Origin of the sequence: Pseudomonas sp., from assembly GCF_048269965.1 — a bacterium.
Taxonomy (GTDB): Bacteria; Pseudomonadota; Gammaproteobacteria; order Pseudomonadales; family Pseudomonadaceae; genus Aquipseudomonas.
This window is the reverse complement of record NZ_JBLWTV010000009.1, coordinates 153711-169974: the sequence shown is the minus strand read 5'-3', so window position 1 is coordinate 169974 and position 16264 is coordinate 153711. Positions and strand designations below refer to the sequence as shown.

Annotated in this window: 13 protein-coding genes; 2 read left to right on the top strand and 11 right to left on the bottom strand. The window is 61.1% G+C overall.

The features are described 5' to 3' along the window. The first annotated feature begins 2 nt into the window (after window positions 1-2). Entirely contained in the window at window positions 3-842 is an 840-nt protein-coding gene (locus ACN0X6_RS13105; RefSeq protein ID WP_417704472.1) for a hypothetical protein, read from the top strand. Window positions 843-867: 25 nt separating this feature from the next. Here the strand turns inward: ACN0X6_RS13105 and ACN0X6_RS13100 are convergent, their stop codons facing one another. From ACN0X6_RS13100 to puuE, 10 genes are all read right to left on the bottom strand, one after another. Further along, on the bottom strand, window positions 868-2232 hold the full coding sequence (locus ACN0X6_RS13100; RefSeq protein ID WP_417704470.1) for an NCS1 family transporter: 1365 nt from the start codon (window positions 2230-2232) through the stop codon (window positions 868-870). A gap of 105 nt (window positions 2233-2337) precedes the next feature. Next, window positions 2338-3072, bottom strand: a complete 735-nt coding sequence (locus tag ACN0X6_RS13095) for an aspartate/glutamate racemase family protein (protein WP_417704469.1) — start codon at window positions 3070-3072, stop codon at window positions 2338-2340. A gap of 136 nt (window positions 3073-3208) precedes the next feature. Then, on the bottom strand, window positions 3209-4675 hold the full coding sequence (locus ACN0X6_RS13090; protein WP_417704467.1) for an NCS1 family nucleobase:cation symporter-1: 1467 nt from the start codon (window positions 4673-4675) through the stop codon (window positions 3209-3211). 1287 nt (window positions 4676-5962) lie between these two features. Beyond that, window positions 5963-6823: an outer membrane protein OmpK gene (locus ACN0X6_RS13085; RefSeq protein ID WP_417704465.1), complete on the bottom strand. Its 861-nt coding sequence runs from the start codon at window positions 6821-6823 to the stop codon at window positions 5963-5965. A 76-nt stretch (window positions 6824-6899) separates the two neighbouring features. Next, complete coding sequence (locus ACN0X6_RS13080; protein WP_417704463.1) at window positions 6900-8402, bottom strand: nucleobase:cation symporter-2 family protein; 1503 nt, start codon at window positions 8400-8402, stop codon at window positions 6900-6902. A gap of 542 nt (window positions 8403-8944) precedes the next feature. After that, window positions 8945-9442, bottom strand: a complete 498-nt coding sequence (uraD, locus tag ACN0X6_RS13075) for a 2-oxo-4-hydroxy-4-carboxy-5-ureidoimidazoline decarboxylase (protein ID WP_417704512.1) — start codon at window positions 9440-9442, stop codon at window positions 8945-8947. A gap of 804 nt (window positions 9443-10246) precedes the next feature. Further along, window positions 10247-11584 carry a urate hydroxylase PuuD gene (locus tag ACN0X6_RS13070; protein ID WP_417704461.1) on the bottom strand — a complete coding sequence of 446 codons (1338 nt, stop codon included), beginning with the start codon at window positions 11582-11584 and terminating at the stop codon, window positions 10247-10249. Between the two features lie 47 nt (window positions 11585-11631). Further along, a complete protein-coding gene (locus ACN0X6_RS13065; RefSeq protein ID WP_322318488.1) occupies window positions 11632-12135 on the bottom strand; it encodes an ureidoglycolate lyase in 504 nt (167 codons plus the stop codon). A gap of 42 nt (window positions 12136-12177) precedes the next feature. Beyond that, window positions 12178-12693 (bottom strand): 2-oxo-4-hydroxy-4-carboxy-5-ureidoimidazoline decarboxylase, encoded by a 516-nt coding sequence (gene uraD, locus ACN0X6_RS13060; RefSeq protein WP_417704459.1) that lies wholly within the window; start codon window positions 12691-12693, stop codon window positions 12178-12180. An 11-nt stretch (window positions 12694-12704) separates the two neighbouring features. Continuing rightward, window positions 12705-13631, bottom strand: a complete 927-nt coding sequence (gene puuE / locus ACN0X6_RS13055) for an allantoinase PuuE (RefSeq protein ID WP_417704457.1) — start codon at window positions 13629-13631, stop codon at window positions 12705-12707. A gap of 402 nt (window positions 13632-14033) precedes the next feature. Between puuE and uraH the strand changes: the two genes are divergently transcribed. Continuing rightward, complete coding sequence (uraH, locus tag ACN0X6_RS13050; RefSeq protein WP_003460854.1) at window positions 14034-14387, top strand: hydroxyisourate hydrolase; 354 nt, start codon at window positions 14034-14036, stop codon at window positions 14385-14387. A 187-nt stretch (window positions 14388-14574) separates the two neighbouring features. Here uraH and ACN0X6_RS13045 read toward each other — a convergent pair whose 3' ends face one another. Continuing rightward, on the bottom strand, window positions 14575-15915 hold the full coding sequence (locus tag ACN0X6_RS13045; RefSeq protein WP_417704454.1) for an NCS2 family permease: 1341 nt from the start codon (window positions 15913-15915) through the stop codon (window positions 14575-14577). Between the last annotated feature and the right edge of the window lie 349 nt (window positions 15916-16264).

Sequence of the window (16264 nt, the reverse complement as noted above, 5' to 3'; positions counted from 1 at the left end):
CAATGCAGCCCGTACGACTGTGCCTGTTTTCCACCATTGTGCTGACACCCGCAGTCCTGGCGCAGACCTACGTGGTCGGCGTTGAGGACCTGCCGTTCGCTCCGCACTACAGCCTCGATGGCGAGGGTCGGTACCGTGGCTTCGCCCGTGAGGTGCTGGATGCCTTCGCGGCTGACAGCAGTATCGGCCTGAGCTACAAGGCACTGCCGGTGGATCAGTTGCTGCCGGCCCTGCAGCGTGGCGAGATCGATTTCAAGTACCCCGACAGCCCGCACTGGGCCGGTGCACAGAAGGCTGGCATGACGTTGCTCTACAGCCAGGCCGTGGTCGATTACGTCGACGGCGTGCTGGTGACGCCGCAGCGCCAGGGGCAGGCGCTGGCGAGCATCCGTCGCCTGGCCATGGTGCAGGGCTGGACACCGCGTGGATACGAGCAGCGCATCGACAGTGGGCAGATCCAGCTGAGCTACAGCGACGATCTGCGCCAGATGATTCGCCAGGCGCTGAAGCAGGACACCGATGGCGCCTACTTCAACGTGGTGGTGGCCACCCATTATCTGGACAACATTCGCGCGCGCCCGGGGGCTTTGGTGTTCGATCCCAAGTTGCCGCATACCCGTGGCAGCTTTCATCTGTCCAGCGCTCGTCATCCACAGCTGATCGCGCGTTTCGATCGCTTTCTCGCCGAGCGCTCGGCTCAGGTTGCCGCGCTCAAGGCGAGTTATCGCGTCGAGGCCAACCTCGATAGCGACTACATCGGCCTGGAACAGTGGAAGGTGGACTTTCTCGAGCGGCAGAAAGAAAAAGCCGGCGCACAGGCGCCGGCTTCGTCAGTGCCTTAGCTTCTTGTTGGCTGGGCAAGACAGCTCAGCTACAAAAGCGTTTGCAGGCGGGTAAGTGCAACATCATCAGGTAGTAGCTCAGGCCGGCGGGTATCAGGCTGGCATACCACGACATTACGGGCAGGCTCAGTGCAACAGCGGCGCCGAGAAGCGAAGCGCCAATGGCTGCGTAGTTTACGCCGCGATATGGGCCGTTTTCGTCATACAGCTTGGCAATGTCCAAATTACGCTGGCGCAGGATGAAGTAGTCCACAACCATCACGGAGAAGATCGGGCCGAGGAACGCCGAGTAAGTTTGTACAAATACTTGCAGCCCAGAAGAGGACTCTTCTTTGACCAGCTCCCAAGGGAAAGTACCGAAGGCGAGCACGCCAACGATGATGGTCGCCGTGCGGAACGGAAGTTTGAATACATCCATGAGGATATAGGTTGGCGGCACCACGTTATTCAATACGTTGGTAGTCACTTGAGCGAAGGCGATGAACAGTAGCGTGATTATCAGTAGTGGGGTGTTGTCGACAGCGCTGGAGAAGACCTGTATCGGATCACTGACTCCCGTGGCGCCGGAAACCATCAAGCCGATCAGCCCCATAAACAGGGTGCAGGGAAGGATCGACATGGCATAGATAGTGGTCAGCATACCTGCGCTACTGCCTTTCTTCAGTTCGCGTGAATAGTCGCTGACGTTGAGCATCATCGTGCTGTAAATGCCTAGAAAAAGCATGGTGGCACCCCAGAATGGCAGGCCCCAGGTGCCTTCAATGTTCACCAGATTGGTGGTGATCTCATCGCCATAGCGATTGATCACGCTGTAGAACATGTAAACGAGGGAAAACAGAATGAAGACACTGCCAACGTTTTCCAGCCACTTAATGCCTTGGAAGCCGAATATGGAAAGGCCGATTTGCAGGAACTGGAAGGCGATGAAGTAGAACACCAGGTTGTCGAAGCCGAACATGGTTGTCGACACTGCATTGATTGCTGCGGCCCCAATCCAGCTTTGGAAGCCGTACCAGACAATAGCCGGAACTGCTCGGACCAGGCCGGGGAAGCGGGTGCCGGTGAAGCCAAAGGCGCTGCGTGCCTGGACCATGAAGGGGATGCCATATTTGTAACCGGCGGCGCCGTTGAGTGCCAAGGCGATACCGATGACGAAGCAACCGATTGCAATGGCTACGCTCGCCTGCAAGAGATTGAGAGTGCCGACGATGCTCGATCCCATGGCAAAGGTACCGATGGCGACACAGCCCCCGAACCAGGCCAGCAAATAGGATAGCCGCCCCATTATGCGGTTTTCCTGCGGTGCCAGCGACTCTGCGCCAGCGGCTTTACCGAGCACTTCTGGTTCTGTGTAATCGGGTGTTTCTGAGGCACAGTTTTCATTATTCATTGTGTGGACCTCTTGGTGGGATCAGGACCAGTCCCTTTTGTAATTGTTTGGGGTGTCCCCCAGTTGGGGGCTCGGCAGGCGCTCCACCTGTGCCAAAGAGCGGGATTAGGCGCCCGATAGATAGCTGAAGTGACCGCTGAAGGTCTTGGGGCGAGGAAAGTCCAGGTCGCCATGCTTGCTCGTGCCCAGGCCCAGGCTGACCAGGGATTCGGCCAGCTTCACGGCGGCCGTCACGCCTTCGACTACGGGCAGGCCCACGGCATCGCTGATCTGAGCGGTCAGGTCGGCCATGCCGCCGCAGCCAAGAACGATTGCACCGATGTTGTCCTCGGCTTTGGCTCGTATGCATTCTTCGATGATGCGATCCAGTGCGCTGTCGCCGCTGTCTTCCAGGTCCAGCACAGGAATTTCAGCAGCTCGCACGCGTCGGCAATGGTGAGCAAAGCCGTAGTTCTGCAGCAGGTGCTCAGCGATGATGCCGGTGCGACCAAGGGTGGTGACGATCGAGAAGCGAGTGCTGATCAGAGTGGCCATGTGGAAAGCCGCTTCGGCGATGCCAATTACCGGGGCGCGGGTCAGTTCGCGTGCAGCCAGCAGTCCTGGGTCCCCAAAGCAGGCGAGAATATAAGCGTCGGTTCCTTCGCGCTCACCGGTGCGTACTTCCTCAAGCACACCTACCGCGCTGATGGCTTCGTCGAAATGACTCTCGATCGATACCGGGCCGCTACTTGGGTTGCTTGCCACGATCTGAGTGTCAGGAGCTGCGATACGGCGAGCAGCCTGGCCGATCTTCTCGGTCATGCTGGCTGTGGTATTGGGATTAATGACGCGGATTCTCATGGAGTTCCTCTCTTTTCTGCGCTGTATACATCGCTAAGCTTCTGATGGTTTTTTGTATACAGTTATTGGTGCTCGATTTGCATGGGCCGTAGATTGGCGTCTGGTACCGTTACGCCCGGTCATCGGCTCATGCAGCTCAAACTACGACGTCGGCGCGCTTCAGCGCCTGCGCCTGGCCGCGCATCAGGCCGTAGTGCAGCAGCCCGCCGAGCAGGGCGCCGAGCAGCCAGGAATAGCCCGACAGCTGGCCCAGAACGGGCGCCCAGACCGAGGCGACGGAGAACACCGAGGCGACGGCAAAGGCGACCAAGGCCTTGCGGTTCCAGCCGCCGTCGAAGTAGTAGGCCGAGCCGACCTCGGCACTGAACAGTTGCTGCAGATCGAGCTTGCGCCGGCGCACCAGGTAGTAGTCGACGACGATGATGCCGTACAGCGGCGCCAGCACGGCGCCCAGGGTGTCGACGAAGGCGGCGATGCCGACGCTGCTGATGAAGGCCACCCACAGCGCGCCGATGAAGAAGGCGATGCCCGCAGTGATGAAACCACCGGTGCGAGCGCTGATGTGAGCCGGTGCCAGGTTGGCCAGGTCATAGGCTGGTGGGATGAAGTTGGCCACCAAGTTGATGCCCACGGTCGCGGCGAAGAAGGTCAGCGCGGCGATGATGGTCAGGGTCAGGTTGTCTACCCGGGCGACGATATCGGTCGGGTTGGTCAGCGTCTCGCCGAACACCACCACGGTGCCGGCAGTGATCACCAGGGCGATCAGCGAGAAGATCGCCAGGCTCACCGGCAGGCCGAGGAAGTTGCCGATGGTCATCTGCTTCTCGCTTTTGACGAAGCGGGCGAAGTCGCCGTAGTTGATCACCACGGCGGCGAAGTAGGCGACCATGGTGCCGACCACGGCGAAGAACGCAGCCACCGGGCCGGCCTTGTATTCGCCGGTACCGCTGAAGATGTTGCCCAGTTCGCTGAGCAGGCTCGGGCCGGCCTGATACCAGATCAGGCCCATCAGCGCGATCATCACCACATAGACCAGTGGCCCGGCCCAGTTGAGGAAGCGGGTGATCCAGCTCATGCCGCAGACGAACAGGCCGACCTGGAACAGGCAAACGATCACGTAGGACACCCAGCCGATGGCGGTCAGGCCCATGTATACGGCTGGGTCTTGCGGCTGCAGCAGCGAGTTGAGCAGCAGTGCCACGGCGGTGGAGGCGAAGTAGGTCTGCACGCCGTACCAGAAGATGGCGACGATGCCACGCACCAGCGCAGGGAAGTTGGCGCCGCGCACGCCCATGCTGGCGCGGGCGAACACCGGGAAGGGGATGCCGTACTTGACGCTGGGTTTGCCGGTCAGCTGCACCAGGCCCATGACGATGCAGCCGGCGAGGACGATACCGGCCAGCACCGCCCAGCCATTGAGCCCGTAGGAGATGAACAGCGTGGCTGCCAGGGTATAGCCGAACAGGCTTTGAATGTCGTTCGACCAGACGTTGAAGATCTCGAACCAGCCCCAGGTACGCTTCTCGGGCGCCAGTGGAGCGAGGTCCTCGTTGTGTAACGACGGATCGATGTTCTTGATGCGAAAGTCTTCGGTGTTGGACATGGACAGCTCCCAGTTTTGTTCTTGCGCCGCGGCGATCTGTGAGGAGGTTTGTCTGCAGGTTTCGTTTCGATTTTGTATTCGCGTCGTGACTGAATCGATGTATACAGCCATTTCGACAGTGTTTCGGTAGTAACCTGATTGTCTTGTACACAGAAAATACGCTGCTGAACATGGCTTTTGGACAAATTGCACACAAAAAGTAGAAATATTGTGATCAAAAACTTGACCTTGCGGTCAGTTCTGTGGTTGCAAGGCATTGATGAAAAAGCCGGATGGGCGGCCCGATTCTGCACCGATGCGGTGCCAGGCCTGATTGCGGAGCGCCGGGTTGGTGCGCACGGTGTTCAGCCGGGGGGCATGTTAAATACCCGTAGGGTGCGCCTTGCGCACCAGCTCTTTTGCTCGGCCCAAAGAGGAAGATTTCTCGCCTGGTTTAGAGAAATTGTCGGCTGATACCGGGCTGGCAATTTTGTGTGCATACCGTTCACTGGCTTAGCACTATCCGTTACCGAGTCCGCTGAGCGTTTGGGATGCGCCCCTTACGGGCGCCACACCTTGATTCGCTGCGTTTCCTCGCTCCGGCGCCGCTGCGGTGGCCGGCTTACATGGGCCATCCTTGGCCCATTAAGCGGGGCCGCCATCGGTATTTCGCCGCATCCATGCGGCTCGCTCCCCTACGCAACACCTCCGCTCGGCCTCCTGAAGGGGACCGGGCCGTGAGCTTGCGAAATCTCCGGAAGATCAAAGTCGGCAGCGTTTGGATTTTGCTTTTTAAGCGCGATCTTGCAGACGACGCCCAAGCCCCCTTCAGGAGGCCGAGTGGAATCGCCGTGGAAGGGGTTGAGCGACATGGATGTCGCGAGAGCCGTGATGGGCCAAGGATGGCCCTTCACGGCGTGCCCCTGGAGCGGTGATGGAAGGAGGGAACCCCGGCGCAGCAGGGCGGGGGCGCCTAGCTCGTATGCAGGGGTGTGTTTCTTTGCTTACTTTCTTTGCACAAGCAAGAGCTACGAAGCGCAGCGCAGTAACAGCCGCAGGCTGGCCCGCAGGGTGAGCGCAGCGAATCAAGTGAGTCGCCCGTAAGGGGCGAAACCCGTCAGGTCAGGCGACGCGTTAATGGATAGGGCAGCACCGAAAGCACACACTTATTTGCCAGTCCGGTCTCAAGCGCACCGTGCATGGAAAGATGAAGATCAAAGAAAAAGGGGGAGGGGCGCGAGCGCCCATCCCCCTTTTTACCCGGCCGCCGTCCCTACCCGACGTCGGCCAAGTACGTTGCGGCAGTGGTCAGAAGTGATACTTGACCAGTGCCTGCACGGCGGTCTGGTCGAAACGATCATCCGAACCATCCACCGGTTTCACGCCGTATTTGGCGCGCCACATGTTGATCTCGGTGCCCACGTAGAGCTGGCGCTCCTTGCCGAACAGGGCCTTGCCCGCATCCCACTTGACCTGGATCGAGGAGCCGACCGAGGTCTGGGTGCCTGCGTCACGCGACGGCGAGCGCCAGTCGAGGAAGCCGTCGACGACGAAGTCCTGGTCGCCCAGGCTGAACGGGTAAGCCGCGCTGACGGTCAGCTGGGTGGCGTAGCCGTTGCTGTCCGCGTCGGTGAAGAAGGTGTGGTTGTTGATCTTCACCTGATACAGGTTGGTCTTGAAGTAGGTGAAGCCGGGCACTTCCCAGTCCAGGCCAACACCGTACAGGTAGTTCTCCGGACCCGGGCCGCCTTCGCCTTTCTCGTAGGTGAAGGCGGCGAACACGTCCTTGATCGGGCCGGCGGCCAGCTTCTGCCCGGTCAGCCAGCTCAGGCTGAGGCGCGGGGAGAACTCCATGTAGTAGAAGGAATTCTTGTCATGCTGACGGAAGCTGCCGTTGTCGAAGCTGCCGCGCGACTGCACGTTGTCGGCGCGGATGTAATCGAGGAAGTAGAAGACGTCGCCCCAGGCCCAGCCACTGGCGTGCTCGAAGGTGAAGGTGGTCTGGGTGCGCTGTTCTTCGCCATTGAAGTTCATGCGCTGGAAGTTCTCGCCGTACAGGTACGACAGGCTGTTGTCCTGCCAGTAGAGCAGGTCGCTGGCGAGTGCCTGCTGGCCGCAGAACAGTCCGGCTGACAGGGCGAGGCAGTGGGGCAGATGCTTGAGTTTCATGGGTTTTCCTTATTGTTGGCGTGCAAGCGTGCCTCTCCCGGCGGCGTGCCGCCGGGAGTTGGGTCTGAGTCTGGGGTCAGCTCGGCCGGGCGGCCGGGTCGAGGTCGCGGCTGAGGGGCTTGAGGCTGCTGTCGTCGCTGGCTGCATCTTCCGGACGGTTCTGCAGCACGGTGTGCAGGTGCGCCTCGGGGTCGTAGTCGTCTTCCTCGACTTCGTGATTCTCGTCGGGCAGGAAGATGTTCAGCACGATGGCGCTGAAGGCGCCGATGGTGATGGGCGAGCCGAAGATGTTCTTCAGGACGTCCGGCATGTGCGAGAGCACGTCCGGTACGCCGGCTACACCCAGGCCAAGGCCCAGGGAAATGGCCACGATCAGCACGTTGCGGCGGTGCAGGCCGGCTTCGCTGAGAATCTTGATACCGGCCACCGCGACAGTGCCGAACATGATCAGGGTGGCGCCACCGAGCACCGGCTTGGGCATCAGTTGCAACACCGCGCCCACCACCGGGAACAGGCCCAGCAGCACCAGGATGCTGGCGATGTAGAAACCCACGTGGCGGCTGGCCACGCCGGTGAGCTGGATCACCCCGTTGTTCTGGCTGAAGGTGGTCATCGGCAAGCTGTTGAACATGGCGGCGACCGCCGAGTTGCAGCCGTCGGCCAGTACCCCGGATTTGATCCGGCGCATGTACAGCGGTCCTTTGACCGGCTGCTTGGAGATGATCGAGTTGGCGGTCAGGTCGCCTGCCGTTTCCAGCGGGGTGATCAGGAAGATCACGGCGATCGGTACGAAGGCGATCCAGTCGAAGCCGAAGCCGTACTTGAACGGTTGCGGCACGCTGATCAGCGGTACCTCGGCCATGTTGGCGAAGTCCACCCGGCCGGTGAACCAGGCCACCGCAAAGCCCAGGGTCAGGCCGATGATCACTGCAGAAAGACGCAGCACCTGCGAGGACGCGCGGTTGAGCACGACGATGGTGCCCAGCACCAGACCGCCGAGGGCCAGATGGTGCAGGGCGCCGAGATCTGGCGCGCCATAGCCGCCGGCCAGATCGGTCATGCCCACCTTGATCAGCGACAGTCCCATCAGGCAGATGATGGTACCGGTGACCACCGGGGTGATCACCTTGCGCAGCTTGTTGATGAACTGACTGAAGGCAATCTCGACGAACGCGGCGCAGAAGCAGATGCCGAACAGCGTGGCGAGTATCTCCTCCTCGCTGGCGCCGCGCCCCTTGACGATGAAGCCGGCGCTGAGAATCACGCTGAGAAAACCGAAGCTGGTGCCCTGCAGGCACAACAGGCCGGAACCGATAGGGCCGATGCGTTTGGCCTGGACGAAGGTGCCGAGGCCGGAGACGAACAGCGCCATGCTCACCAGATAAGGTACATGGGCGCCAAGGCCCAGAGCACTGCCAACGATCAGGGTTGGGGTGATGATGCCGACGAAGCTGGCCAGCACATGCTGCAGCGCCGCGAAGATGGCTGGGGCGAAAGCTGGTGTGTCGTCCAGCTGATAGATCAGGTCGCTGTTGCCGACGGGCGCAGCTGGGGCTTGGGTGTTGCTGTCTGTGGTCATGTCATAGCCTGCCATTTTGTTTTTATACGGTCATGGGCTTAGAACTTGTTCAAAGTCTGCTGCGCGTCGGCACTGCTGCGTTAAAAACAGGCTCGGACTGCTCATTTACAACTCGTAAAGTCGAGCGCGACTCCGACTGGCCCTCGCCTGTTTTTGCCTTGCATTGCTCTAGCTCGCGAGACTTTGCACAGGTTCTTACACGAGGCTTCACGGCACCTCTGCTCCGATCGATCGAAAAATTGTCCGGTCGGTCAGGATGTGCCGACTATAGCAACTCGTGGACATGGTTAAAAACAATTTATTTAAAGATTGTGCACAATGGCTTGGCCGCTCGCTCAGGTGGCCGACGCCATGCCCTGGGCGGTTGAGCCTGATCGGTTGCAGCGGCTGGGGGACGGAACGAAAGTGCCCGGATCGGGCGGCTTTGGGGGAGCGAGGGCGTCGCCGCGACCGCTCAGGTTCGGATGGTCGAGGGCGACAATCCTCAGGCGTGAGCGATGGACGAGGTTGACGCGCAGGCGCTGAAGGCCTGCGCGTGAGGCTTACAGCGCTTGCAAGCGAAACAGCGCGATCTTGTTGATCTCGGCCAGGGCGTAGGCGAATTCCTCGTCCGGGGTGTTGTGAATCCGCTCCTCGAAGGCCGCCAGGATCTGGTGCCGATTGCTGCCCTTCACCGCCATGATGAAGGGGAAGCCGAACTTGGCCTTGTAGGCAGCGTTGAGTTCGGTAAAGCGGGCGAACTCCTCGGCGGTGCATTCATTGATGCCCGCGCCGGCCTGCTCCGCGGTAGAGGCGGCGGTCAACTCGCCGCGCACGGCGGCCTTGCCGGCCAGGTCCGGGTGAGCGTTGATCAGGGCCAGCTGTGCGGCATGGCTGGCCCTGAGCATCAGACCGGCCATGCGCTGATGCAGGCCGTCAATCTCGTCGATGCGCTCGTCCTGGCCCAGGTCAAACGCCTGCTCGGCGACCCAGGGCGAGTGCTCGTAGATGTCGGCGAAGGCCTTGATAAAGTCTGCACGGCTCAGGCGCGATGGGGTCAGGGTTTGAAAGCGGCTTGTCGCCTGTGCCCCTGGGCCGGCGGCTGGTGTCGTGGGTGGCTTGAGGCTGTCATTGTCGCGGCCGTCCAGGGTGGTCGGGCTGCGGTCTTGCTGGAGGGGGAGGTCGCCGGCACTGGCACCCAGGGCAACAAGCAAGCCAGCCGAAATGGCCAGGCCACGGAACAGAGGGTTGAGCTTCATCGGTGCTTCCTTTTTGTCGGGGTGGTCAGAACATGCTTTGGGGGCTTGCCAGGCTGATTGCTCCTGTAGCCAGCCACGGGGCTGGATCGGCAAGTCGGTGGGGCGGCCGTCCCGGTTCAACCGGGGCGCGCCTGGCAACTGCTGGTGAGTGGCGGGTGGGGCGCTCAGGTCGCTGCTTGCAGGCGCAGCTGTGGTCTGTGCGCAGGGAGTCGTGGTCATAGCAGCGCCTGCCAGTTGTTTTTATCGGCTCATGGGCTTGGCGAGGCTTCACGTGGCCTCTGTTCTGTAGGCGGACGACCTTGCTCGCTTGCTCAGAATGACTCGACTATAGCAATTTGTTCACAGTTAAAAGAACAACTTGTTTTCATATTGTGTACATGAATCGGTGCGCAGTCAGGGCGGCGGTCGGCGTAGCCCTCTGCCTGGCGGCGTGTCGGGTCGCGACGGGCTGCGCGCGGCACGCGTGGCAGGCTGCGACTGGCAAGGCGGGGGCTTGGTGTTGTTGGCGGGGCGTGCGGCGCGGCGTCGCGCACTGACAGCGTTGGCGAGCATCCAGGCGGGGTCGGCAAGAAAATGCCGCGCTCAGGGGCGCGGCATTGCAGTGGATCAGTTGAGCTGGGCGCCCTGATCGATCCATGAGCCAATCAGGTCGCGTTCGTCCTGGGTCATCTGGGTGATGTTGCCCAGCGGCATGATCTGCGTGGCCACGGTCTGCGCGTGGATCTTCGCTGCCTGCGCCTTGATCTGCTCGGGGGTGTCGAGCATGAAGCCGGCCGGTGCGGTGCTGAACATCGGGCTGGTGGGGCTGGACGAATGGCACACGGTGCAACGCTCATGGATCACGCTTTCGACTTGGGCGAAATCGGTGCTGGCGGCAGGTATCGCGCTGTCAGCGGCAGTAGGTGAGGCCTCGCTTGTATCGGCTTTGGCCTGGGTTTCCTCTACAGCAGGCTTGCTGGTTGTGGAGGGGTTGCCGGGGCGGCCGGTAGCAGGAACGGGAGCGTACTTGATCGCCGGGGCTTGGGCCGTTGCCGGTGCGCTGACCGATTGCGTTTGCGGGCCGGTGACGTAAGCCAGGCAGATCATGCCCAGCGCTGCGGCCGGCAGGGTCCAGACGTACTTGCTGCTGTCATGGCGGGTGTTGAAGTAGTGGCGCACCAGCACGGCCAGAATCGCGATACCGGCCAGGATCAGCCAGTTGTACTGACTGCCGTAGGTGCTCGGGAAGTGGTTGCTGATCATGATGAACAGCACTGGCAGGGTGAAGTAGTTGTTGTGGCGCGAGCGCAGCAGGCCTTTTGCCGGCAGGGTCGGGTCCGGCGTGGTGTTGTCTTCGATGGCCTTAACCAGCGCGCGCTGAGCCGGCATGATGGTGAAGAACACGTTGCCGACCATGATGGTGCCGATGATGGCGCCGACATGGATGTACGCGGCGCGGCCGCTGAAGATCTGGCTGAAGCCATAGGCCGCAGCGATGATCAGCACGAACAGCACGGCGCCGAGCAGGGCCGGGCGTTTGCCCAGCGGCGAGTCACAGAGAAAGTGATACGCCACGTAGCCGGCGATCATCGAGCCGAAGCCGATGACGATGCCCATGGCTGGTGCCAGTTCGACGCCCGGCTTGATCAGGTACAGGCTCGGGTTGAGGTAGTACACCACCAGCATCAGGGCGATGCCCGACAGCCAGGTGGCGTAGGCCTCCCATTTGAACCAGTGCAGGTTCTCCGGCATTTTCGGCGGAGCCAGCTTGTACTTTTCCAGGTGGTAGATACCGCCGCCGTGAATCGCCCAGAGGTCGCCCGACAGGCCCTCGCGGGGATTGCTACGGTTGAGGTTGTTCTCCAGCCAGACGAAATAGAACGATGCGCCGATCCAGGCGATACCGGTGATCATATGGATCCAGCGGATGCCCAGGTTTAGCCATTCGGTGAAATGTGCTTCCACGATCTGTACCTCTTTCCCGGGATAGGCACGCCAGCCCCGGGCTTCTCTTATTGGTGGGGTTTGAGGAGAAGGAGCTCGTCCTCATTGAAAAAATGCTCATCGCAGTTGTTGCCGGAACCACTGCGATCAACCACCAGGAAGTCATCCCGCTTTTCGATCGTCAGCACCGGGTGGTGCCAGACGCCGCGATGGTAATTGATGCCCTGCCTGCCATTGCTGAGGAAGGCACGGACGGACCCTGATACAGGTACATCGCCAACTGGCGCGACCACGATCAGAAAGGGGTTGCCGAGCAGCGGAATGAAGGCCTGGCTGCCCAGCGGATGGCGTTCCAGCATGCGGATGGTCAACGGCATCTCCAGCGACTCGGCGCTGAAGATGCTGATGATGGCCTGATCCTCCGGCTGTGCGGTCTCCACGCTGGCCAGCTTGTGATAGCGGCGGGTGGAACCGTTGTTGATCATGAAGAAGTCGCTGCCGTCGGTTTCGATCACGTCACCGAAGGGGGCGAAGGCTTCTTTGCTCAGGGGCTCGATGGTCAGGCTACGCATGGCTGTTCTACTTGTTCTGTTCGGGTGGGGAGGCTGCAGCGCTTACAGCTGCTGCAGGCGGAAGAGGGCGATCTTGTTGATCTCGGCCAGGGCAGTCTGGAATTCCTGCTCCGGCGTGTTGTGAATGCGCTCCTCGAAGGCGGCCAGGATCTGGTGGCGGTTGCTGCCCTTGACGGCCTTGATGAAGGGGAAGCCGAACCTGGCCTTGTAGGCGTCGTTGAGTTCGGTGAAGCGCGCGAACTCTTCGGCGGTGCATTCGTGGATGCCGGCACCGGACTGCTCGGCGGTGCTGGAGGCGGTCAGTTCGCCACGTACGGCGGCCTTGCCGGCCAGGTCCGGGTGCGCGTTGATCAGTGCCAGCTGCGCCTCATGGCTGGCGGACAGGAGAATGTCGGCCATGCGCTGCTGCAGGCTATCGATGTCGTCGACGCTCTCGTCGAGACCCAGGTCGTAAGCTTTCTCGGCGACCCAGGGCGAGTGCTCGTAGATGTCGGCGAAGGCGGCAACGAACGCGTCGCGGCTCAGCTGGGAAGGGGTCAGGGTCTGGAAACGGCTCATGGGCAGCTCTCTCATTCGGTCGCACGGAAGGGATGGGTGGCGTGCCAGTGCCTGGCGATGTCGACGCGGCGGGCGCACCAGACCTTGTCATGGCTCTTCACGTAGTCGATGAAGCGCGCCAGCGAGGCCAGGCGCGCCGGGCGGCCGAGCAGACGGCAGTGCATGCCGATCGACAGCATCTTCGGTGCGCCGGCTTCGCCCTCGGCGTAGAGCACGTCGAAGGCATCCTTGAGGTATTCGAAGAAATCGTCGCCCTTGTTGAAGCCCTGTACCTGGGTGAAGCGCATGTCGTTGGTGTCCAGGGTGTAGGGGATCACCAGGTGCGGCTTTTCTGTGGTGCTGGCCGGGTCCCAGTAGGGCAGGTCGTCGTCGTAGGTGTCGGAGTCGTAGAGGAAGCCGCCTTCCTCACGCACGATGCGCCGGGTGTTCGGGCCCAGGCGGCCGGTGTACCAGCCCAGCGGGCGCTCGCCGGTCAGTTCGGTGAGGATGCGGATGGCCTCGAGCATGTGCTCGCGCTCGGTGGCTTCGTCCATGTTCTGGTAGTCGATCCAGCGATAGCCGTGGCTGCAGATCTCGTGGCCGGCGGCGACCATTTCGCGAATCACCTCGGGGTGACGCTGGGCGGCCATGGCCACGGCGAAGATGGTCAGCGGAATGTCGTGCTTCTTGAACAGGTTGAGCAGGCGCCAGACACCGGTGCGGCTGCCGTACTCATAGAGCGACTCCATGCACAGGTTGCGCTGGCCCTGCAGCGGCTGGGCGGAGACCATCTCGGAGAGGAAGGCCTCGGACTCCTTGTCGCCGTGCAGGATATTGCGCTCGCCGCCTTCTTCATAATTGAGCACGAAAGACAGGGCGATGCGGGCATCGTCCGGCCAGTGCGGGTGGGGTGGGGTTGCGCCGTAGCCGATCAAATCGCGTGGGTAATCAGCGTTCACTGCAGTCTTCCTATCTGGAACGTTGCGGTCACTGCGTGCCGGGTAATCGACGGCTACGCGACCGGGATGGCTAATTGTATACAAAGTTGGTTGCCGTTTGTAAATCGACTTTTCATCATTTTCTTCTCTGCGTGCCAAGGCAAAAAAATTGCCGAGGCGGTCAGCAATGCGTGCTGGTTGTACCGTGGTTGCTGGTTGGCGATGTCGTGGGTAGTGAGCCGATTTGGTGCGCGCATGGCATCTGCATGGGGTTTATTGTGTACAATTTATGAGTAAAATGTTTTATATTCGATCTGCGTGCTATCCTGCCATTGCGTCGGAGCACTGCGACGAGCCGATTTCAACAGAGTAGAGGAGGTGTGGTGTTCGTAGGGCGTGAGGCGCTGCGGGCATCCGAGACCCATGGGACGTTTGACTACACATGTACTGGATGCCGCGCACGGCTGCCCAGGGAGTGACATCAAGGTCGAGCTGTACCGCGTCGAAGGCGCGCAGCTGGAACTGATCAACAGCGTTACCACCAACCATGACGGCCGTTGCGATGCGCCGGTGCTGCAGGGTGACGACTACCGCACGGGCGTTTACCAGCTGCATTTCCACGCCGGCGACTACTACCGCGCCCGTGGCGTGAAGCTGCCGGACACGGCATTTCTCGATGTCGTGGTCCTGCGTTTCGGCATCGACGCCGGCCAGGAGCACTACCACGTGCCGCTGCTGATTTCCCCCTACAGCTACTCCACCTATCGCGGTAGCTGAGTGACTGGCGGGCCAGACGCCTGCCAGACGAATGCTTGTCACCCTCAGACTCGTTTGAGTCCTTACGCCCGCTCACACTGCGGGCTTTTTTTTTGCTCGCGCGTAGGGTGCGCCGCCTGGTTTTTTCGGACCAAACGCAAAGCCCCGGCACATAGCCGGGGCTTCGCTCGGCGCGGGGTGTTTGCCGTCAGAGGAAGGCGAACTTGGCGATGAAGATCACGCATAGCACGTACAGGCTCAGCGAGACCTTGTCACTCTGGCCTGTCAGCAGTTTCAGCGTGGCGTAGGTGAGGAAGCCCAGGGCGATGCCGTTGGCGATGGAGAAGGTCAGCGGCATCATCACCACGGTCACGATGGCCGGGATGGTGTCGGTGTGGTCCTTCCAATCGATGTGCGCCATGCCGCTCATCATCAGCATCGCGACGTAGATCAGCGCGCCTGCGGTGGCGTAGGCGGGAATCATGCCGGCCAGCGGTGCGAAGAACATCGCCGCTAGGAACAGGAGGCCGACGGTGATGGCAGTCAGGCCAGTGCGGCCACCGGCGGCGACGCCTGCAGCGCTTTCCACGTAGCTGGTCACCGGCGGGCAGCCGACCATGGCGCCCACGACGCTCGAGGTGGAATCGGCTTTCAGGGCCTTGGACAGGTTCTGGATCTTGCCATCTTCATCCACCAGATTGGCGCGATGGGCCACGCCCATCAGGGTGCCGGCGGTGTCGAACATGTTCACGAAGAGGAACGCCAGAATCACGCTGATCATCGCCACGTTGAACGCGCCGGCGATGTCCATGGCCAGGAAGGTCGGGGCCAGGCTCGGCGGCATCGACACCAGGCCACCGTATTCCACCAGGCCCAGGGCCCAGCCGATTGCGGTCACGCCGAGCATGCTGAAGAGAATGGCGCCAAACACGTTGCGGTGGCTGAGCACGGCGATCATCAGGAAGCACACGGCAGCCAGCAGCGCCGAAGGGTTACTGAACGAACCCATGGTCAGCAGGGTGGCCGGGCTGTCGACGACGATGCCGGCGGTCTTCAGGCCGATCAGGCCGAGGAACAGGCCGACCCCGGCACCCATGGCGAAGCGCAGGCTCATCGGAATGCTGTTGAGCAGCCATTCGCGAATCTTCGACAGGCTCATGATCATGAACAGCACGCCGGAAATGAACACTGCGCCCAGTGCGATCTCCCAGCTGTAGCCCATTTCACCGACGACGGTGTAGGTGAAGAAGGCGTTCAGGCCCATGCCGGGTGCCAGGCCGACCGGCCAGTTGGCGTACAGCCCCATCAGGAAACAGCCCAGGGCCGCGCCGATGCAGGTGGCGACGAACGCGGCGCCGTGATCGATGCCGGCGGTGGCCATGATGTTGGGGTTGACGAAGATGATGTAGGCCATGGTGACGAAGGTCGTCAGGCCGGCCAGCAGTTCGGTCTTGATGGTGGTGCGGTGCTCGGTCAGTTTGAAGAAGCGGTCGAGCAGGCCACCTCTTGCCAGTTGATTCGCGTGTTGTTCTTGTTTGACGCTTTCCACAGCGGGTACTCCTCATCTCTCTTGTTGTGTACCGCCCAGAGCGTTGCGCAAGAACAATGCTCTCTGAGGCAGGCGGTGTTTTCGACGGTGCTTCCTGGCTAAGTTGTTGACCGAGCGGTCAAGAAGTCACTCAGGCGCGATTATGATGTTGTATACAAAAAATGCAATTAATGTTTTTAATGTTGCATTGATCGCACCAATGGGCCGTGCCGCCGTGGGTGCGTAGGGATTTGGCGACAATCTTCTCGGTCTTCAGGGTTAAGTTCTTTTAAAACAAAGAGATATGGTTATGGCCGACTGGGAGGCTTCTATCGGCCGGGCAACGATTCGTCAGCCGTTGAAGATTCTT